The sequence below is a fragment of the Mesorhizobium sp. M0522 genome (genome assembly GCF_040321085.1).
Lineage (GTDB): Bacteria > Pseudomonadota > Alphaproteobacteria > Rhizobiales > Rhizobiaceae > Mesorhizobium.
Window position 1 is genome coordinate 23,224 of the sequence record NZ_JAMYQW010000005.1, and the last position, 20,275, is coordinate 43,498.

15 protein-coding genes are annotated in these 20,275 nt (G+C 62.2%); 11 read left to right on the forward strand and 4 right to left on the reverse strand.

All coding sequences use genetic code 11. The features are described from left to right. The first annotated feature begins 107 nt into the window (after window positions 1-107). Both ileS and NKI58_RS08450 read left to right on the forward strand, forming a co-directional pair. Window positions 108-3,098, forward strand: a complete 2,991-nt coding sequence (ileS, locus tag NKI58_RS08445) for an isoleucine--tRNA ligase (protein ID WP_352826854.1) — start codon at window positions 108-110, stop codon at window positions 3,096-3,098. Window positions 3,099-3,293: 195 nt separating this feature from the next. Then, on the forward strand, window positions 3,294-3,974 hold the full coding sequence (locus NKI58_RS08450) for a hypothetical protein (protein ID WP_352458053.1): 681 nt from the start codon (window positions 3,294-3,296) through the stop codon (window positions 3,972-3,974). A gap of 72 nt (window positions 3,975-4,046) precedes the next feature. Here NKI58_RS08450 and NKI58_RS08455 read toward each other — a convergent pair whose 3' ends face one another. After that, entirely contained in the window at window positions 4,047-4,499 is a 453-nt protein-coding gene (locus NKI58_RS08455; protein WP_352593023.1) for a nucleoside deaminase, read from the reverse strand. Window positions 4,500-4,575: 76 nt separating this feature from the next. Here NKI58_RS08455 and NKI58_RS08460 point away from each other — a divergent pair, with 76 nt between their 5' ends. From NKI58_RS08460 to NKI58_RS08480, 5 genes are all read left to right on the forward strand, one after another. Next, window positions 4,576-6,504, forward strand: a complete 1,929-nt coding sequence (locus NKI58_RS08460) for a pseudouridine synthase (protein ID WP_352788863.1) — start codon at window positions 4,576-4,578, stop codon at window positions 6,502-6,504. Beyond that, window positions 6,485-7,039 carry a 16S rRNA (guanine(966)-N(2))-methyltransferase RsmD gene (gene rsmD / locus NKI58_RS08465; protein ID WP_023674349.1) on the forward strand — a complete coding sequence of 185 codons (555 nt, stop codon included), beginning with the start codon at window positions 6,485-6,487 and terminating at the stop codon, window positions 7,037-7,039. The genes NKI58_RS08460 and rsmD overlap by 20 nt, the downstream gene beginning before the upstream one ends. A 95-nt stretch (window positions 7,040-7,134) precedes the next feature. Beyond that, window positions 7,135-8,499, forward strand: a complete 1,365-nt coding sequence (locus NKI58_RS08470; protein WP_352788859.1) for a M16 family metallopeptidase — start codon at window positions 7,135-7,137, stop codon at window positions 8,497-8,499. A 289-nt stretch (window positions 8,500-8,788) separates the two neighbouring features. After that, window positions 8,789-10,039: a M16 family metallopeptidase gene (locus NKI58_RS08475; RefSeq protein WP_502897009.1), complete on the forward strand. Its 1,251-nt coding sequence runs from the start codon at window positions 8,789-8,791 to the stop codon at window positions 10,037-10,039. Beyond that, complete coding sequence (locus NKI58_RS08480) at window positions 10,036-10,905, forward strand: patatin-like phospholipase family protein (RefSeq protein WP_352465401.1); 870 nt, start codon at window positions 10,036-10,038, stop codon at window positions 10,903-10,905. The genes NKI58_RS08475 and NKI58_RS08480 overlap by 4 nt, the downstream gene beginning before the upstream one ends. An 89-nt stretch (window positions 10,906-10,994) precedes the next feature. Here the strand turns inward: NKI58_RS08480 and NKI58_RS08485 are convergent, their stop codons facing one another. Further along, window positions 10,995-11,891 carry an MBL fold metallo-hydrolase gene (locus NKI58_RS08485; RefSeq protein WP_352474998.1) on the reverse strand — a complete coding sequence of 299 codons (897 nt, stop codon included), beginning with the start codon at window positions 11,889-11,891 and terminating at the stop codon, window positions 10,995-10,997. Here NKI58_RS08485 and NKI58_RS08490 point away from each other — a divergent pair. After that, the gene (locus tag NKI58_RS08490; RefSeq protein WP_023674354.1) at window positions 11,869-12,000 is read left to right on the forward strand and encodes a hypothetical protein; all 132 of its coding nucleotides are present in this window, start codon (window positions 11,869-11,871) and stop codon (window positions 11,998-12,000) included. The genes NKI58_RS08485 and NKI58_RS08490 overlap by 23 nt on opposite strands. Before the next feature lie 30 nt (window positions 12,001-12,030). Continuing rightward, window positions 12,031-12,936, forward strand: coding sequence for a LysR family transcriptional regulator (locus NKI58_RS08495; RefSeq protein WP_352680688.1), 906 nt, complete (start codon window positions 12,031-12,033; stop codon window positions 12,934-12,936). A 190-nt stretch (window positions 12,937-13,126) separates the two neighbouring features. On the opposite strand, the gene NKI58_RS08500 is transcribed toward NKI58_RS08495, so the two are convergent. Together NKI58_RS08500 and NKI58_RS08505 are read right to left on the reverse strand one after the other, a co-directional pair. Beyond that, on the reverse strand, window positions 13,127-13,663 hold the full coding sequence (locus NKI58_RS08500; protein ID WP_352788853.1) for a dihydrofolate reductase family protein: 537 nt from the start codon (window positions 13,661-13,663) through the stop codon (window positions 13,127-13,129). Between the two features lie 223 nt (window positions 13,664-13,886). Next, window positions 13,887-15,617 (reverse strand): adenylate/guanylate cyclase domain-containing protein, encoded by a 1,731-nt coding sequence (locus NKI58_RS08505; protein WP_352788916.1) that lies wholly within the window; start codon window positions 15,615-15,617, stop codon window positions 13,887-13,889. Between the two features lie 482 nt (window positions 15,618-16,099). Here NKI58_RS08505 and NKI58_RS08510 point away from each other — a divergent pair, with 482 nt between their 5' ends. Beyond that, complete coding sequence (locus NKI58_RS08510) at window positions 16,100-16,888, forward strand: hypothetical protein (RefSeq protein WP_352707229.1); 789 nt, start codon at window positions 16,100-16,102, stop codon at window positions 16,886-16,888. Further along, window positions 16,881-20,189: a DEAD/DEAH box helicase gene (locus tag NKI58_RS08515; protein WP_352853124.1), complete on the forward strand. Its 3,309-nt coding sequence runs from the start codon at window positions 16,881-16,883 to the stop codon at window positions 20,187-20,189. Before NKI58_RS08510 ends, NKI58_RS08515 begins: the two co-directional genes overlap by 8 nt. Window positions 20,190-20,275: the final 86 nt, after the last annotated feature.

The window sequence follows — 20,275 nt, forward strand, 5'->3', positions numbered from 1 at the left end:
CCGCCGGAGCCGCCGGGAATCTTGCGCGCGCCTCTCGCGCTTTTTCCAGATCATGATAGTTCAACGCCCGGGCTCTTTTGCCGCCGGGCAACGCATATGGCAGACGAATGACTGATACCGAGACCGCCGAGACGATCGATTATTCCAAAACGCTCTACCTGCCGCAGACGGATTTCCCGATGCGCGCCGGTTTGCCGGAAAAGGAACCGCTGCTGGTCAAACGCTGGCAGGACATGGATCTTTACCGCAAGTTGCGCGAAGACGCAGCCGGCCGCGAAAAATACGTGCTGCACGACGGCCCACCCTATGCGAATGGCAACATCCATATCGGCCATGCGCTGAACAAGATCCTCAAGGACGTCATCACCCGCTCGTTCCAGATGCGCGGCTATGACTCGAACTATGTACCCGGTTGGGATTGCCACGGCCTGCCGATCGAATGGAAGATCGAGGAGCAGTACCGCGCCAAGGGCAAGAACAAGGACGAGGTGCCGGTCAACGAGTTCCGGCAGGAATGCCGCGAGTTTGCGGCGCACTGGATCAAGGTGCAGGGTTCCGAATTCCAGCGGCTCGGCGTCGTCGGCGACTTCGACAATCCCTATACAACAATGGCTTTCCATGCTGAGGCGCGCATCGCCGGCGAGCTGCTGAAATTCGCCATGTCCGGCCAGCTCTATCGCGGCTCCAAACCGGTTATGTGGAGTGTGGTCGAGCGCACCGCGCTGGCCGAGGCGGAGGTCGAATACCAGGACTATGAGTCGGACACGATCTGGGCGAAGTTTCCGGTCGTCAGCCTCGCTCGCCAGGTCATCAACATCGAGGATGGGCAGCCAGCCCTGGACCCCAAGCTGACGCAGACGTCGCTCGATCTGCTTGATGCCAACGTCGTCATCTGGACTACGACGCCGTGGACAATCCCCGGCAACCGCGCCGTCAATTACTCGCCGCGCATCAACTATGGTCTCTACGAGGTTACGGCGGCCGAGAACGCCTTTGGTCCTCAGCCCGGCGAAAAGCTGATCTTTGCCGAGAAACTTGCGGACGACGCTGCCGCTAAGGCCAAGGTCACTCTGAATCGGCTTCGCAGCGTTGGCGCCGAAGAGCTTGAAAACCTTACGCTTTCGCATCCCCTCAAAGCTCTGGGCGGCGGCTACGATTTTCCCGTGCCGATGCTCGCCGGCGATCACGTCACCGACGATGCCGGCACCGGTTTCGTCCACACCGCGCCGGGACATGGCCGCGAAGACTTCGACGCCTGGATGGATGCTGCCTCTGACCTTCGCCAGCGTGGCATCGACACCGCGATCCCCTTCACCGTCGACGATGCCGGCTTCTTCACCAAGGACGCGCCGGGCTTCGGCCCGGACCGCGAGGGTGGAGCGGCGCGCGTCATCGACGACAATGGCAAGAAGGGCAACGCCAACCAGGCTGTCATCGACGAGCTGATCAAGCGCAACGCGCTGTTCGCGCGCGGCCGCCTGAAGCACTCCTATCCGCATTCCTGGCGCTCGAAGAAGCCGATCATCTTCCGCAACACGCCGCAATGGTTCGTCTATATGGACAAGGAGCTTGGCGACGGCACGACGCTGCGCAGCCGCGCCCTGAAAGCCATCGACGATACCCGCTTCGTGCCCGCCGCCGGCCAGAACCGCATCCGCGCCATGATCGAGGAGCGCCCCGACTGGGTGCTGTCGCGCCAGCGCGCCTGGGGCGTGCCGATCGCCGTCTTTGCCGATGCCGACGGCAATGTGCTGCGCGACGAGGCAGTCAACCAGCGCATCATGGACGCCTTCGAGAAAGAAGGCGCCGACGCCTGGTTCGCCGCCGGCGCCAAGGAGCGGTTCCTCGGCAATCACGATGCCTCGAAATGGCAGCAGGTCATGGACATCCTCGATGTCTGGTTCGATTCAGGCTCGACGCATGCCTTCACGCTTGAGGACCGGCCCGACCTGAAATGGCCGGCCGACGTCTATCTCGAAGGCTCCGACCAGCATCGCGGCTGGTTCCACTCCTCGCTGCTCGAAAGCTGCGGCACCAGGGGCAGGGCGCCCTACGACACCGTCGTCACCCATGGCTTCACCATGGATGAGAAGGGGCGGAAAATGTCGAAGTCGCTCGGCAACACCGTCGTGCCGCAGGACGTCATCAGGCAGTCCGGCGCCGACATCTTGCGGCTGTGGGTGGTGACGACCGATTATTGGGAAGACCAGCGGCTCGGCAAGAACGTGCTGCAGACCAATATCGACGCCTACCGCAAGCTGCGCAACACCATCCGCTGGATGCTGGGCACGCTCGCCCATGACGACGGTGAGGAGGTGCCGCTGGACAAGATGCCGGAGCTGGAGCGGCTGATGCTGCACCGGCTCGCTGAACTCGATGAAGTCGTACGCTCGGGCTACGACGCGTTCGAATTCAAGCGCATCACCCGCGCGCTGCTCGACTTCATGGTGGTCGAGCTGTCGGCCTTCTATTTCGACATCCGCAAGGACGCGCTTTACTGCGAAGCGCCTTCCAGCGTGAAGCGCAAGGCTTCCGTGCAGGTGGTGCGCCATCTCTTCGACTGCCTGGTGAAATGGCTGGCGCCGATGCTGCCCTTCACCATGGAAGAGGCTTGGCTCGACCGTCATCCGGATGCGGTCTCCCTGCATCTCGACCAGTTCCGGGAGATCCCGGCGGACTGGAAGAACGAGGCGCTGGCGGAGAAGTGGCGCAAGGTGCGGCAGGTCCGCCGTGTCGTCACCGGGGCGTTGGAAATCGCCCGTGCGCAGAAGGTCATCGGCTCTTCGCTGGAAGCGGTGCCGGTCGTCACCCTCGACGATGCCGTGCTCGAAGCGGCGATCGCCGATGTCGACATGGCCGAGATGGCGATCACCAGCGATCTGGTTATCATGCACGGCAAAGCGCCGGCGGGCAGCTTTACCCTCGACGACGTCAAGGGCGTCGCCGTGGTCGTCGAGAAGGCGGAGGACCGTGGCCTGGTGAAGTGCGCGCGCTCCTGGCGCTACACCGCCGATGTCGGCTCAGATCCGGAATTCCCGGATGTTTCGGCCCGTGACGCCGCTGTTCTGCATGAGCTGAAGGCTTTGAGCCGTCTTTAAGGCGGTGCACAAATGCCACGGCGGGCGGCCGATCGGCCCCCGCGCGTTGCCCTTAACGAGTGGTTGAGGTAAACACGCGAAACTCCGGACGACAAATTGTCGCCGGAATTCCGTCGGAAGAGCATAGGCGATGGGGACCGGACCTTTCTTTGGCCGGCGGCAATCGAGAGGCTGTCTACAGTGGGACTTTTTGGCATGACCGAGAGAACTTACGCGCGCGTTGCGCTGCTGGCGCCGCTTGTCGTATCGGGCCTCGCCTTGTCCGGCTGCATGGGCTCGCCTACTTACGGGACCGACAAGACCGCGGGCGCGCAGCTTGCCGGCGACCTCACCGGGGCTTTTTCCTTCGCACCCAAGCGCAAGGATAGTATCGACTACAAGCCGCGCCCCACGCTGGTGAAGCCGGGGCCGGGGCAGAAGGAAGTCTTGCCGCCGCCGCAGGAAAGCATCGAGACGGCGAGTGCCGAATGGCCCGAATCGCCGGAGCAGCGCCGTGCCCGCCTGCGCGCCGATGCCACCCTGCATCAGGACGACCCGGCCTACCAGGCGCAGGTCATCGATGACGTGCAGACGGATCCGGCGTCGGTCAAGGCCGCGCTGAAGCAGTCGGGCTCGAGCCACCCGCCAGCCTGGACTCCGGCCGATTCGGACAAGAGCCGCGCCGCGGAAATCATGCGCCGCCGGGCTGAAGGCAAACAGGGCGACCCGACCACCCGCAGATATCTGAGCGAGCCGCCGGTGCAATACCGCGCTGCCGCCGCCACCGCGCCGCAGGGTGACCTCGGCGAGGACGAGTACAAGAAGGAACGCCGCCTCAAGAGGGAGGCGGCCGCCAAGAGTAAGAGCGGCGGCATGTTCGACTGGCTGCCCTGGTAGGCTGACGGCGCCAGAGACGTTCTTGCCCTGGATTGGCTGACTTGGATTTGGACCGTCTGCCGGACCAGAAAATCAGGGTCCGCGTCGCTCGCGAAAAAAGTCCTTCAGCAATGCTGCTGCTGCGTTCTCGGCCATGCCCGGATAGATGTCGGGCACATGGTGGCAGGTCGGTGACGTGAAGAAGCGAACGCCGTTGACCACTGCGCCGCCCTTCTCGTCGGCAGCGCCGAAATAAAGCCGGCGCAGCCTGGCGAAGGAGATGGCGCCGGCACACATGGCGCACGGCTCCAGCGTCACATAGAGATCGTGGCCGCTGAGCCGCTCGGTGGAAAGCTTGCGGCAGGCCTCGCGGATCGCCAGCATCTCGGCATGGGCGGTGGGATCGGCAAACTCGCGGGTGCGGTTGCCGGCACTCGCAACGACCGTATCGCCGCCGACGACGACCGCGCCAACCGGCACTTCGCCACGCAGGGCGGCGGCTTCGGCTTCTTTAAGCGCCAGCGCCATGAAATCCTGCCGCTTCACGCGGTTTCCATTCCGATTATCTCCTCGCCACTAGAGCGCGATCCTGTTACTACCCGCGCAAACGAGCAAAGGCCACATGGACGACAAAAACAAGAAATTCCCGCGCAAGGCCGGCCCGAAGCCGGCGGGGCCGCGTGGTCGCGATGGCGCTCCCGGCAAGGGCGGCAAGCCGCCCTTCGGCGCCAAAAAACCTTACGCTCCGCGCGGCGACCGGCCGGCGGCGGCCGAAGGCGAACGGCCGAAGCGCGACCTCAAAGGCGGCGACAGGCCGTTCAGCAAAGGGCCGCGTCCGGAAGGCAAGCCTTATGAACAGCGCGAGGGTCCACGCAAGCCTTATGCGCCGCGCGGCGACCGGTCGGCAGCTGCCGAAGGCGAGCGGCCGAAGCGCGACTTCAAAGGCGGCGACAGGCCGTTCAGCAAAGGGCCGCGTCCGGAGGGCACGCCTTATGAAAAGCGCGAAGGTCCGCGCAAGCCTAACGCACCGCGCGGCGACCGGCCAGCAGCTGCCGAAAGCGAGCGCGGCGAGAGGCGCTTCGACCGTCCCAAGCGTGATTTTGGCGATCGTCCCAAGCGTGATTTTGGCGGCGATCGACCGCAAGGGGCACAAAGGGCACAGGCGGCATCGGAAGGCGGCTTCAGGCCGCGCCCGCGTCGCGTCGAGGCAACGGAAGAAGCCGGCGAACGCATTGCCAAGCGGCTGGCGCGTGCCGGCCTGGCCTCGCGCCGCGACGCCGAGGAACTGATTGCGGCCGGCCGCGTCAAGGTCAATGGCAAGGTGTTGTCCTCGCCGGCCTTCAACGTCATGCCCGGCGACATCATCCATCTCGACGGCATGGAGATCCCGCCGATCGAGCGCACCAGGCTTTTCCTGTTCCACAAGCCGGCCGGCGTGGTCACGACAAACCGCGATCCCGAAGGCCGCAAGACCGTCTTCGACGTGCTGCCGCCCGGGCTGCCGCGGCTGATGACCATCGGCCGGCTCGACATCAACACCGAAGGCCTGCTGCTGCTCACCAATGATGGCGGCCTGTCGCGCGTGCTCGAACTGCCGGCGACCGGCTGGTTGCGACGCTACCGCGTGCGCGTCCACGGCAAGGTCGAGGAAAGCGCGCTTGCCGGCCTGCGCGAAGGCATTGCCGTCGACGGTGTCTTTTATGGCGCCATCGAGGCGACGCTCGACCGCGAGCAGGGTTCGAACGCGTGGCTGACACTCGGCCTGCGCGAAGGCAAGAACCGCGAGGTCAGGAACATCCTGGGCGCGCTCGGTCTCGACGTGACGCGGCTGATCCGTATTTCCTACGGGCCGTTCCAGCTCGACGATTTACCGGAAGGCCATGTGCTGGAGATCAAGGGCCGCGTGCTGCGCGACCAGCTCGGCGAGCGCCTGGTCGAAGAGTCCGGCGCCAATTTCGATGCCGATATCGCCAAGCCGTTTTCCAACAAGCCGGTCAGGCGTGAGCGCGAGGAGGAGCCCGAGCGGCCGAAATTCACCCGCGACGGCGAACGCCGGCCGATCGGCGAGGGCGGCCTGATCAAGAACCGCAAGCGGCGCGAGGGCAGCCGCGACGAAGCGCTCGGCAAGCTGTCGACAAACCCTGACAGGAGCTTTGCGCCAAAAAAGAGCTTTGGCGAGCGTGGCCCCAGACCTGAACGCAGCGACTTCGGGGACAAACCCCGTGGCGACAAGCCTCGTGGCGGCTTCGGTGGGAAAAAATCCGAACGCGAGCAGCGGCCGATCGAGCCGCCGGGCCAGCGCAAGGCCAATGTCTGGATGGCGCCGGGCGCACGGCCGATCGGCAAGGGCAGGGCGGAGGCAGACGCCGCCAAGGCGGCAGAAAACAAGGCGCGCAAGGCATCGTTCAAGCCGTCTTACGGCAAGCCCGGCGGCAAGCCGCAAGGCGGCGGTGCAAAGCCGTTCGGCAAACCGCGCGGCGAGCGCCCGGATGGCGGTGGCGACCGGCCGCGCGGCGGCCCGAAAGGGAGCAATGCGGATCGTCGGCGGTGAGTTTCGCGGGCGTCCGCTGGCGACGCCCCGCACCTTTGCCATCCGCCCGACCACCGACCGCACGCGTGAGGCGGTCTTCAACGTGCTGGCGCATCGCTTTCCCGAAAGACTGGACGGCGCGCGCGTGCTCGACCTGTTCGCCGGCACCGGCGCGCTCGGCCTCGAAGCGCTGTCGCGCGGCGCCTCCTACGCTGTCTTCATCGAGGAATCCGCCGAAGGGCGCGGCCTGATCCGCACCAATGTCGAGGCCTTCGGCCTCACCGGCCGCACCAAGATTTTCCGCCGCGACGCGACGGGCTTGGGCGAGGCGGGCACCATCGCCGCATTCGGCCTGGTCTTCGCCGATCCGCCCTATGGCAAAGGCCTTGGCGAACGCGCGTTGCGCTCGGCCAAGGCCGGTGGCTGGCTCGCCCCCGGCGCGCTCTGCGTCGTCGAGGAAGCGGCGGTGGCGCCGTTCGAGGCAGGGTCGGGCTTTTCGGTTGTCGACGAGCGCAACTATGGCGAGACGGTCATCCGGTTCATCGAGGCCGCCTGAGTTCGGCTTCCACGATGGCCTTCAAAATGACGAACAATTCGCTTTGCCTCGACCAGCAACCCCGCCTATCGTCCCACTACAAACCGGAGCCATCTATGACATTTCAGGCTGAATGGCTGCGCGGAACGCTCTTGGGACTGGCTCTGGTGATGGCCGCGCCGGCTCTGGCGGATAACAATCCTGACGATGGCGTGGTGACCGATTTCCTGCTCGACAACGGCATGGAGGTCGTCGTCATCCCCGATCACCGCGCCCCCATCGTCACCCATATGGTCTGGTACAAGATCGGCAGCGCCGACGAGCCGCCGGGCAAGTCCGGCATTGCCCATTTCTTCGAGCATCTGATATTCAAGGCGACCAGCAACCATGCGGCGGGCGAGCTCGACCGTGCCGTCGCCGCCATCGGCGGCTCGGACAACGCCTTCACCTCCTACGACTACACCGCCTTTCACGAGACGGTGGTGCCTCAGGCGCTCGGTGAGATGATGGGCTTCGAGGCCGACCGCATGCGCAATCTCATCCTCAACGACGACGTCATCAAAACCGAGCGCGACGTCATCCTCGAGGAGCGCCGCTCGCGCATCGATGGCAATCCGCAGGCAGTGCTCGACGAGGAGATCGACGCCACGCTGTGGCAGAACCAGCCCTATCGCATTCCGGTCATCGGCTGGATGCAGGAGATGGAGAAGCTGAACCGCACCGACGCGATGGCCTTCTACAACAAATATTATACACCCAATAACGCCGTGCTGGTGGTGGCCGGCGATGTCGAACCGGAAACGGTCAAGGCGCTGGCCGAAAAGACCTATGGCAAGATCGCGCGCGGCCCGGACCTGCCGCCGCGCATCCGACCAGTCGAGCCCGAGCAGAACACCAGGCGCACGGTGACGCTGACCGACGGGCGCGTCAGCGTGCCGAGCTTTACCACGCAATGGGTGGTTCCGTCCTATCACACGGCAAAGCCCGGCGAAGGCGAAGCGCTCGACGTGCTGTCCGAAATCCTCGGCGGCGGCAACCGCAGCCGGCTCTACCAGGAGCTTGTCGTCAGGCAAGGCATCGCCGCCGAGGCCGGCGCCTTCTTCCAGGGCACCATGCTCGACGACACCAATTTCACCGTCTACGGCGCGCCGCGCGGCGATGCCAAGCTTGCCGACATCGAGGCCGCGGTCGACGCCGAGATCGCCCGCATCGCGAAAGACGGCGTCACCAGCGACGAGCTGGAAAAATCCAAGGACCGTTTCGTACGCTCGATGATCTTTGCCCGCGACAAGCAGGAAGACATGGCCAACATCTACGGCTCGACGCTCGCCACAGGCGGTAACGTCCAGGACGTCCAGCAATGGCCGGACCGCATCCGCAAGGTCACCGCCGACCAGGTCAAGGCGGTCGCTGCCCGCTATCTCAATCTCGACCACGCAACGACCGGCTATCTTCTGCCGCAAACCCAAGCCGGGAATTGATTTGATGATGAGCCAGCATGGTCCCGCTCTGCCTTCTCCCCTCGTGGGCTCCTCCCCTTCTCCCCTTGTGGGAGAAGGTGGCCGAGCGAAGCTCGGTCGGATGAGGGGTGTTCCAGCTTGGCACCAACGGCACTCCGTCCAACACCCCTCAACCGTCTCGGCGCTTCGCGCCGATCCACCTTCTTCCACAAGGGGAGAAGGGAAGCGCCAGCACGCTGGCGCTCTTCTAGCAACCCTGTTCCTCTCCCTTCTCTTTCTCCTCCTGCCGGCGCTTTCCGCTCGCGCCGCCGTGAACATCCAGGAGGTGACCTCGTCGAAGGGCATCACCGCCTGGCTTGTGGAGGACTATTCGGTGCCGATCGTCGCCATCCGCTTCGTCTTCGATGGCGGCGCGACGCAGGATCCGCCCGGCAAGGAAGGGCTTGCCAATCTGATGAGCGGCCTGTTCGACGAAGGTGCCGGCAACCTCGACAGCGAGGCCTTCCAGATCAAGCTTGACGATGTCGGCGCCGAGATGAGCTTCGATGCGCAGCGCGACGGCATCTACGGCTCGATGCGCATGCTGGCCGAGCAGCGCGACGGCGCCTTCGACCTGTTGCGGGTGGCGGTCAACCAGCCGCGCTTCGACCAGGTGCCGATCGACCGCATCCGCGCGCAAATCCTGTCCGGCATCATCGCCAACGAGCGCGATCCCGATACGCTCGCCCAACGCAAATGGCTGGACGCGATCTACGGCAGGCATCCCTACGCGCGGCCCGACCAGGGCACCAGGCAAAGCATCGCGATGATTACGCCGGCCGATCTCAGCGCCTTCCACAAGGCAAATTTCGCCCGTGACGGCCTGCATGTCGCGGTAGTCGGCGCCATCGACGCCGAGACGCTGAAGCAGAAGCTCGACCTGGTGTTCGGCAGCCTGCCGGAAAAGCAGGCGCTTACGCCCGTTCCCGACATCGAGCTGAAGCTCGGCCAGCAGCTCGAGGTCGTTTACGACCAGCCGCAGGCTTCGCTGCAACTCGCCTATCCCGGCGTGAAGCGGAACGCGCCGGATTTCTTTGCCGCGGTGCTGATGAACGAGATCCTCGGCGGCGGCACCTTCACCTCGCGGCTGTTCGACGAGGTGCGCGAGAAGCGCGGCCTGGCCTACAGCGTCAGCTCCGACCTCGTCGACCACCAGCATTCCGAGGCGCTGTCCATCACCACCTCGACCCGCGCCGATAGGGCGGCCGAGACGCTGGCCGTGGTGCGCGATGTGGTCAAGCGCATGGCCGAGGAGGGGCCGACCGAAGCCGAGCTGGCGGCGACCAAGAAATACATGATCGGCGCCTATGCCATCAACAATCTGAATTCCTCCGGCGCGATCGCCTCAACGCTGCTCGAGATCCAGCTCGGCAAGCTCGGCATCGACTACATGCAGCGCCGCGCCGCCCTGATAAACGCGGTGACGCTGGACCAGGTGAAAGCGGTGGCGAAAAAGCTGCTCTCCGCCGAGCCGGCCGTCATGGTGGTCGGGCCGAAGCTCGGCGCGGCCAACAAGGGATGAGCCCTAGCTTCGGCATCGCCTTTGGCGGCGGCGGGGCGCGTGGGCTGGCGCATATCCATGTCATCGAGGCGCTGGACGAGCTGGGCATAAGGCCGGCAGCAATCGCCGGCTCGTCGATCGGCGCCATCATGGGCGCCGGCATGGCCTCGGGCATGACCGGCAAGGACATCCACGACTATACGCGCTCGATCCTCGGCCGCCGCGCCGAAGTGGCAACGCGTATGTGGCGGGCGCGGCCCGGCACTTTTGCCGAGGCGATGCAGGGCGGCCTGCGGGTCAGCCAATTCAATGTCGAGCGCATCCTCAAGGCGTTCCTGCCCGACGCCATTCCCGAAACCTTCGCCGAATTGAAGATACCGCTGAAGGTGACGGCAACGGACTTTTATGGCCACCAGCTCGCCGTGTTCGACGAAGGCGAGCTGCATTCGGCGCTGGCCGCTTCGGCGGCGATCCCGGCGGTGTTCCGTCCGGTGATGCGCGACGGCAGGCTGCTGATCGACGGCGGCATCTACAATCCCGTGCCGTTCGACCTGATCGAGCTCGACGCCGACATCATCATCGCCGTCGACGTGGTCGGCGCGCCGACCGAGGCGGGCCGCAAATTCCCGACCTCCGTCGACCTGATGTTCGGCGCCACGCAGCTGATGATGCAGTCGATCATCGCCAGCAAGCTGAACCAGAGCCGGCCCGACATTCTGATCCGGCCGGCGGTGTCGAAATACCGGGTGCTCGATTTCATGAAGGTCGAGGCGCTGATGGCCGAGACGGTGGCGATCAAGGACGAGCTGAAGCGCGAGATCGAAAAGGCGGTCGAGGCCCGCGCCAAAGCCGAAGCCAGCAAGCGCACCAACCGTCTCGGCGGATGACAGCCATCAGTCGTCCGGCGTCAGCGCCCGCCGGACCATGAGCGTATCCTTCGTAAGTGGCGCGGATCAGCTCGCGATTGGCGGCCATCTCAGCCCCACTTCATCTCGCCGGTGGCAACCTTGGAGCCGATGTCGAGCGCAACGCCCATGCCGAGGCCGGGGAAGCGGGCTTCCATGGCGCTCTTCAGTGCGGCCGCGTCCTTGGCCTTGGCCAGTTCTTCCTCGAAGGCGATGAGATAGGTCTTGGTATGCTCGACGCCTGAAAGGTCCGTAGCGGCCTCAGGCGTCATGTGCCCGGGCACGACGATTGCCGGCTTGCGCGCCGCGATCTTTTCGAGATTGGCGAGCCAGGCGGCGCGCAGTTCCCTGGTCGGCGTGTCGGCGGTCCAGACATGCACGCCGGCAAAGATCATCACCCCGCCGAACACCGCATTCAGCGACGGCACGAAGAGATAGCGCCGGTTGGCGAGGCCTTCCGCGGCGACGATCTCGATGGTCTCGCCATCGACGCTGAGCGTCTTGCCGTCGAATGCTTCGGGGATGACGACGTCGGCTAGCGCCTGCGGGCCATTCTCCTTGAGCTGCGGCCCCCAGACGGCGAGCTTCTTTTCGACATTGCCGTTGATGGCGGCCACCGTCTCGGCTGCGGCGATCACCCGTGCCTGCGGGAACGCCTGCTTGATCGGCTTGAGGCCGAAATAATAGTCCGGGTCGGACTGGCTGACATAGATGGTGGTGAGCGTCTTGCCGGTCGCCTTGATCGCCTCGGCCACGGCCCGGCCGTCGGGGTAAGTGAAACCGCCATCGATCAGCACGGCTTCGGCGGCGCCGGAGACCAGCACCGGGGCGCGGAAGAAGCCGTTTTGCCCGGCGGGGAAATGTTTCCAGGAAAGCCCGCCTGCCGCATGGCCAAGCCCGGCGGGAGCAAAGACCGCGGCAGCGCCGGCGGCGAGGGTGGTTTTCATGATGCTTCTCCGTGTGAACATGGATGTTTCCTGGGATCCGGAATTCGGCGGCCTCGATGCCCGCAAGATGGCAAAAGCGGAATGCGTATTGAAGGCCGACAAAATAGACGTAATGTATGCCATTGCCTGACAATGAGACTGCCTCTGCCATGAGCGAAGCATGAACCTGAACCGGCTGGCCTATTTCGCGGCGGTGGTCGATGCCGGCTCGTTCACGCGGGCCGCCGAGCGGCTGGGCATCACCAAGGCGGTGGTCAGCCAGCAGGTGGCGCGGCTGGAGCGCGATGTCGGAACGACGCTGCTGATCCGCACGACGCGGCGCGTCCATCCGACCGAGGCCGGCCGAACGTTCCATGCCCGCTGCCTGCAGGTCCTGCAGCAGGCCGAGGATGCATTCGACGAGCTCGCGCAGGCGGCCGCCGAGCCGACTGGCACGCTGCGCATCGCCGCGTCCAACGACTACGGCACATCGGCGGTGGTGCCGGTGGTCGCCGCCTTCAGCGCGCGCTATCCCGCCTGCCGGGTGGAGCTGACGCTGGGCGACGAGACGATCGACCTGGTTTCCGGCCACATCGACGTGGCCATCCGCGTCGGCTGGCTGGCCGATTCCAGCCTGCAGGCCCGGCGCATCGGCACCTTCCAACAATTCATGGTATGCGGCGCCGGCTTTGCAGGCCGGTTCACCGCCGGCGAACCGCAAGACCTCGCCGGGCTGCCCTTCGTCGCCAACATGGCGCTGCGCGAACCGCTGCTATGGCAATTTTCGCGCGGCGATGACGAGCAGCAGGCCGTGCGCATGCAGGCAACGATTTCGATCGACGCAACGCCGGCAGTGCTGGCAGCGGTCCGCGCCGGCGCCGGCCTGTCGGTGCTGCCGGACTTTTTAGTGCGGGACGAACTGGCCGCCGGGCGGCTGGTGCAGATCCTGCCCGAGTGGCGGCTGCCCTCCGGTGGCATCTACACAGTCTACCCCGCCGCCCGCTTCCGCCCGCCCAAGGTGACGAGGTTTGTCGAGATGCTGATCGCGGCCGAGCAGAAGCTGGAGGCAGGCGGGCGGGGGCGGTAGCTTGGGTGAGGCGCTGATGGCCGAAACTGCGATCTCCCCCCTTGAGGGGGAGATGGCCGGCAGGCCAGAGGGGGTCGGTTCGACCGGGCGCGGCCTGCCTCTTGCGTCGGTGGGGGTTGGCGCATTACGCGAGACGCCCCCCTCTGCCCTGCCGGGCATCTCCCCCTCAAGGGGGGGAGATTAGCCTTCATCACTCCATCCCAGCCGCATACTCCAGCGCCACCACGCCGTTGCTGAATTGCGTGGCCGAGATCAGCTCGAGCGGCAATTGCGCGCCGGGCGGGAACAGCAGCTTGCCCTGGCCGACGGCACCGGGGTAGCTGAGCAGGCGGATGCGGTCGACAAGGCCGTGGCGCAGCAATTCCTGCGCGACGCTGAGGCTGCCATGCACATAGATGTTGCCGCCGCTGCCTTGCTTCAGCCCTCTGACCGCTTCCGGCAACGCGCCCTGCAGCAGCTCGGCCGGCTGCCAGTCGAGCGCCTGCAAGCTGGTCGAGGCGACATATTTCGGCAGCGCATTGAACCGGTCGGCGAAATCTCCGGTCTCCTTGGGCCACGAGCCGGCAAAGATCTCATAGGTCGTGCGCCCCAACAGCATGGCGCCGCTGTCGGCAAGCTCGTCGTCCTTGAATTTCTGCATCTCATCGTTCCAGGCCACGCTCGGCAGCTTCTCGACCTCGGCAATGCCATCGACGCTGATGAATTCGGTGATGATGAGTTTTCTCATGGCGGGTTCCTTTCTGGCAGGGCCGAATGGCGCGGGCCTTATGCGACATGCGCCGTCAACTAGCGCGGCGCTTTTTCAGGGGGAGGGTTTTCCCTGTTCGCTTCCAAAGACCGATACCGTGGGAAAAACTTCTCCGACCTGCCGTCGTTCGGTCATGCCACAAGGTCCGCATCGGGGGCCGGTCTTTTTTGCCGATTGGATCTGGGTCGTAGTCACCGGCTGCCTACAGGTTGGCAATACCGGCTTTCAGCAGTCCTTCGCGGACGTGCTGCACATCAGGCTCCTGGGCAAAGTGCAGGGTGGCGATGAATGAATCGAGGTCGAATTGGGGATCGAGCGTTCTGATCTTGCCTAGATGCGCCGCGGCCGCGATTTCGTCGCCGAGCCAGCCGTAGCAGGCAGCGGCGAAAGCGTGCTGAGCCGAGTCCATGGTTGACAGATGCATGAAAGCTTCGATCGCCTCGCCATACTGGCGCGCGGCGAAATGCGCCTTTCCCAGATGGCTCCAGAACCTCTCCGGGTGGTGCGGGTTCAACTGCATTGCCTTGCGGATCCATTCAATTCCCTCTTCCGGCCTCCCCAGCCACGTCAACAACTCGCCTTGCTGCACCACCACGAGGTCGTAATTGGGATTGAGGGCCAGCGCCCGCTCTTGATGGTAGCGCGCAGTGGTCAGCTCATTGTTGTTCACGTTCACTGCCGCGAGAATGCGGTGGACATCGGCATCGTTGTTGTCCAGCGCCAGCGCCCTGTCCAGCGCTGCCATGATGTTGTTCCAGACGGCATCCCTGTCTTCGCACCAGTTATGGACCCAGGCCTGGCCAAGAATGCAGGCCCGCCAGGCATGGGCATGGGCATAATCGGCGTCGAGCGTGACGGCCCTTTCTATCAAGGTTTGCGCGCGTTCATTATCCGCAATCGTGCTTCGGTGATGCAGCACCTTGGCAGCAAGCACACATTCATACGCGGCCATGTTTGCAGGTTTCGCCCGCGCGAGCTGGTCCCGCTGAGCCGCCTCGACACGACCGGGCAGCGTGGCTGCGATCGCCGCGGTCACCTCATCCTGAATCGCGAATATGTCGTCCAGCTTCCGGTCGTACTTGTCTGCCCAAATATGAGCGTCATTCGCCGTGTCGATGAGCTGAACCGTCACGCGCACCCTGTCGCCGATCTTGCGGACGCTTCCCTCCACCAGGTATTGGACGGTGAGTTTCTCGGCCACCTCGCGCACATTCACGGCGCGGTTCTTGTAGACGAAGCTGGAATTGCGCGAGATGACGAACAGCTCATGGTGGCGGGACAGTTCGGTGATGATGTCCTCGGTCAGTCCGTCCGCGAAAAATTCCTGCTCGGGGTCGCCGCTCATGTTGGTGAATGGCAGCACCACTATCGAAGGTTTCGAGATAGATCGCTTTGCCTCGACTTCCGGCAGGACAGAACTATCAAACCCAACGCGATAGAGGCGAACCGGGCGGCTGATGTTCTTCAACGTCTTCTCGCCCAGGTCCTCCATGGCAATTTCGAGACGGTCGGCAATTTGGGTCGCCACCGCTGCGGTCACGCAGATACCGCCGACGTCGGCGAGTTGCTCGATGCGCGAGGCAATATTGACGCCGTCGCCGAAAATATCCTCATCGTCGAAAATGATGTCGCCGAGATTTATGCCGATCCTGAATTCGATGCGCCGTTCTTGCGGCACATCCGAATTGCGCCGTTTCATGCGCTGTTGGATTTCCACGGCGCATTTCACGGCATCGGTCACGCTCTGGAACTCAACGAGCATGCCGTCTCCGGTGGTCTTGATGATCCGGCCCTTGTTCTTAGCGATGGCGGGATCGACCAGTTCTATGCGATGGGTCCGAAGGCGTGCGAGCGTGCCGGATTCATCGGCCTCCATTAGCCGACTGTAGCCCGCCATGTCGGCAGCCAGAATTGCGGCTAGTCTCTGTTCCATCGCTTGAACCAAAAACCAAGCCTATCCTTCCTGGGCTGCCAAATCCAGCAATTTGGGCTTGTGGCTGAATCAAGACGTCTTCTACCGCAGCAGCAAGAAAGGGCGGATCAGAACCTTCCGCCTTCCGCCAGGTGGCTGCGAACTCGATCGCATCAATGGCGGGAGGGATCCGCGCGGCGTCAAGCTCGTCGAGGCGACATATTTCGGCAGCGCGTTGAACCGGTCGGCGAAGTCTCCGGTCTCCTTGGGTCACGAGCCGGCAAAGATCTCATAGGTCGTGCGCCCCAAAAGCATGGCGCCGCTGTCGGTAGGCTTGTCTTCCTTGAAAATTCGCCATTCTCCCTCTCGCTCCGTGGGGCATGTGGCGAATAGTCTTTTCTTTCTTTAACCTAGAATTATTTTTCCTCGCGTGAAGTAATCGAGCTTCCACCTAATAATATAATCCGCTACAATAACCGGGGGGATTTATAGTGACCTTAATATTGACGCCGATCGTCCACGGTGACATATGTCATGGATATGCTTGGACCGTTGAAGATATCGATCTCTTAGCCGAACGCGTCGCACGCGTCGCTATGGGGCAGTATCGTCACGTCTCTCAAATCCTCGAGGGACTGAACGTAGTTGCACCAAAAGGCTCTAAGGCTCATGCCGCTAATGCCATTGCAAAGATGCAGGTCGCCAAAAACGGTGACCCCTGGCAGCGCGATGGCTGGATTTTTCAGATAATATCCTGGATTGCGGCAAATCAGCAGAAAACTGACGGGGCGGTTCTGAAGCCACCCCATATATTCCATGCGCATAAAGGCTTCGATGGTATGCAACTCGAAGTCTCCGCAGATGGACAATCAGTTTCAGCCATTGTGATTTTTGAGGATAAGGCCAGCGAAGATCCGAGAAAGACAATCAGGGAAGACGTCTGGCCAGGAATTGCCAAACTCGAAGCGGGCGAGCGCGTCGCCGAATTAACGCATGAAGCAGCTGGTCTTCTGGAGGCACAGCAGCATCTTTACCCCGGCCTTAATGTTGATGAGGCAATCGACCGAATTTTCTGGCAAGAGGCTCGCCGTTATCGCGTGAGTATCACAATTGGAGACGTGCATAAGGAAGACGCCGATCGTGCGCGACTGTTTTTAGACTACGACTCGATGGCTAAGGGAGACGTTGTACGCCGGCGGGCGGAAACCATGCATTTCGAAGAACTTAGAAAATGGATGGCCGGATTCGCGAATCTAGTTGTTAAGAAATTGAACGAGCTGGCCAATGTTTGATCCAATAACTGCAGCAATTATTGCTTCATCCCCCAGATTGTCTGGTCTCGACCTTGAACAATTGCCCAAGCGACTCACCCAGGCGTTCGCGGAGATAGTGGCTGCGCGTATCCAATTTCGAGGACAGCCCGGGATTGAAGCATCCGAATCGCTCTCTCGAACATTACTTGAGATGCGTCGTCTGGCGGCCGCATACGAATCATATGTCGCGTTATTGCCAGATCGAGAAAATCGATCCGCTGCTGCCTTCGTGGCAGCATCGGCGCATCAAGTCTATCTACTAAGCACGGCAAACTTAGACCGCCCGGCCTCGTATTTGGATGGAGCCAGCGTTTCCCCTGAGGTCTGCGCAAGCTTGCTATTCTTAGTGGCGGAGGCGCATGCCGATGCCGCCGACTGCGCAAAGCGCATTTCTATCCCAACGGACCCCCAGCGCGCTGTGGAAGCAGCGCTTCTGACGGCCATTCAACGCTTTTGCCTTGGTCGTCTGAATACAGTGAAGCGGGTTGCGGTGCCCGAACTTCCTTCTGGCATGGAGCCTGGAGAAATTGCAGTTAGCGCGCTCTATCTTGAGCTTCTGAAAGGCGTAAGACATCTGGCGGATCGAATAGTCAGCCGTGCCGATCTGGATGTTGCGGACGGGGGCATCGAGGCGCCGTCGTCATTTTTCAATCGCGTCAAACAACTAAGCGTCGGCCAATTGGAGGATTTACTTGGGACCGGTAATCCGGTTTTTAGTCTCTTCCCCGGCCCGCTTCATCTGGCGAACCTCCTGCTAGCCGTAGATCGGGACCTTATAGGCTCGGCGCTGAGCCGGATCCCAGCACCAGGTGGGGTATCCGAGGATGATTGGTGGCCTGTAATCCGACGTATGGCTCGCAATCGTCCTTACTTATGGCGCAACCATCGTGAAGCGATCGCGAGCGGATATCTCAACAAAGGGACTTCGTCAGCAATCAGTTTTCCGACCGGGGGAGGTAAATCGACGCTTGCGGAACTGAAGATTGCAACAGCGTTACTGCGGGATGAGAAAGTTGTTTTCTTGGCACCAACGCATGCATTGGTTGATCAAACGGCCCGCGCTCTAAGGAGCACTTTCAACGCCTTTGAATTCGACATTGTCGGAGACATTGATGATGACGTCACTTTCAGTGAGATTGTGGTTCTGCCCGAAGCTATCGTTACGACGCCGGAGCGCTGTCTAATGCTCTTGACTACACAGCCCGAGGCGTTCGCTGATCTCGGGCTTGTCGTATTTGACGAATGTCACTTGTTGCATCCCAGGGATGCGGAGAGAAGCCGACGCGGCGTCGATGCCATGTTGGCCGTCCTTAATCTGTCGCTTATAGCGCCGAACGCAGATTTTCTTCTGCTGTCCGCGATGATGAAGAATACGAGCGAGATCGCTCAGTGGATTGAAGAATTGACAGGTCGAACCTGTCTTCCCATGAGCTTGGCCTGGAAGCCGACGCGACAGGTACGGGGGACCGTTGTTTACCCGGCTCGCAGGATCAATGAACTCAATGAGGTTCTCAAAACGGCTCGCCAGGCCTACAAAAACAAAAACGTGCCTGCATCGGTCGGGCGCGAACTTTCCGCGCAGCCCTTTGGGTTCTTTGGGCTCCTGCAGACTTGGGCGACGCAGGAACGAAATGACTACGCTTTGTTGCCTTTGCTGGCCGAAGAACATCAACTTTCTACGGGAACCACGAAAGCCAAGAATTGGTACCTAACTCCGAACGGAAACCACACTAGCGCATTGATCGCGGCGGCCGCAGCGGATGCAGGTTTAAGGACACTTGTTTTCGTCCAGTCGGTCGTTCTCGCCGAGTCCGCCGTACGCGAGTTTCGAAACCTGCGGGAAACTACGTCGGTAGCTCTCAGTGAGCAAGAGCTGGAAATGTATCGGATAGCCTCCGAAGAGATGGGCGGAGCCGATCACTGCTACATCAGCGTGGCATCCGACGGTACGTATAGTGGCGGATCGGCAGGGCATCATTCATTTCTGCTCCGGGAGGAACGACTGCTGCACGAATCCTTGTTCCGGAGGGCAGACGGCATTGGTGTACTTTTTGCGACCTCGACTTTGGCACAGGGTATGAACCTTCCCAGTGAATTGGTTATCATCGCGGGGGATAGTCGCTTTGATCAGTCAACCGACAAAATGGCTCAGCTAGAAGCTCACGAACTGCTTAATGCCGCTGGTAGGGCAGGCAGAGCGGGCGAAAGCTCCCAGGGGATCGTCCTCGTCGTTCCAAGCCGCGTAGTTGAGTTCGATCAGGAAGCGGGCCTGATCAATCAACACTGGATGACCCTTCAGTCTATTTTCTCGCAGAGTGATCAATGCTTGGACATTGATGACCCGACCACAGTTTTGCTCGACACGATCCACGCCGGTTCGTCCGAAGAGGGCATGCCGGCGTACTTCATCAGCAGGTTGCCTCCCGTAGACCCAGATGGGACCGACCAATCTTTGCGAAAAGTGCTGAATAAGTCGCTGGCCGCCTTTCGCGCTAGACAGCGAGGAGACGCGCTGTGGTTGGAAAGTCGCATCGGTGCTGTTTTTGCTGCTCGTAACAAATCGCCAGTCGCGGCCGAGGACGGATGGCTGGACAGAGTTTCGGGACTGACAGGCGTCGCGGTCGAGTCCCTTCGTCAGATAGCAGATACCTTTAGTAAGGAAGATGCGTCGCAGTCCACCAAAGCAGCAGTAGATTCTTTAATGGGCTGGCTCGTTACGAACCCTGCCAAATTGCTAGAGGTGATGCGGCCTGAGAATGTCGAGGGGTTTTTTGGAGGCGAGTTCGCGAAGCTCTCAGATAGTGAGAAAGGTCGGCAGGCCCTGCCAGTTGTCGCTGACTTTCTGGATCACTGGATGCGCGGCATAACTCTCAAGGACATTGAGGCTCGCTATCCGGATGGAGGCGATTCTGCGCAATGCAAGCGTGCTCGTCATTTCGTCCTTCGAATGATCCCCGACTTAGCCTTTTTTGCCGGCTTACCGGCTCGCCTTTTGGCGGCGCGGCAATCTGCAAAAGAAGAGGAAGTATCGCTGCCGATTGTTATCGCAACGTTGAGTGCTGCAGTCCGAGAAGGTTGCGATAGCCCAGAATGTCTGGCGGTACGAACATTGTCGCCGCGACACGTCACATCGCGTGTTGCCGCTCGTGCGAGGTATGACGAACTTAGACCGCTCATTGGATCGGGTGAAAAGAACGAGAAGTTCGAGCAAACGATTGAGCGCGCTCGCAACGCAGCGGCCCTACAAGCATTCGATGAAATTGACCTGGGCGATTTGTAGCTGGATCGGACAATAAACTTATGGCCGAGGGTTGAGCGACAGCGCTTCCTGTCGTCGTCAGCGAGTCAGTCGGACAAAGCGGCCAA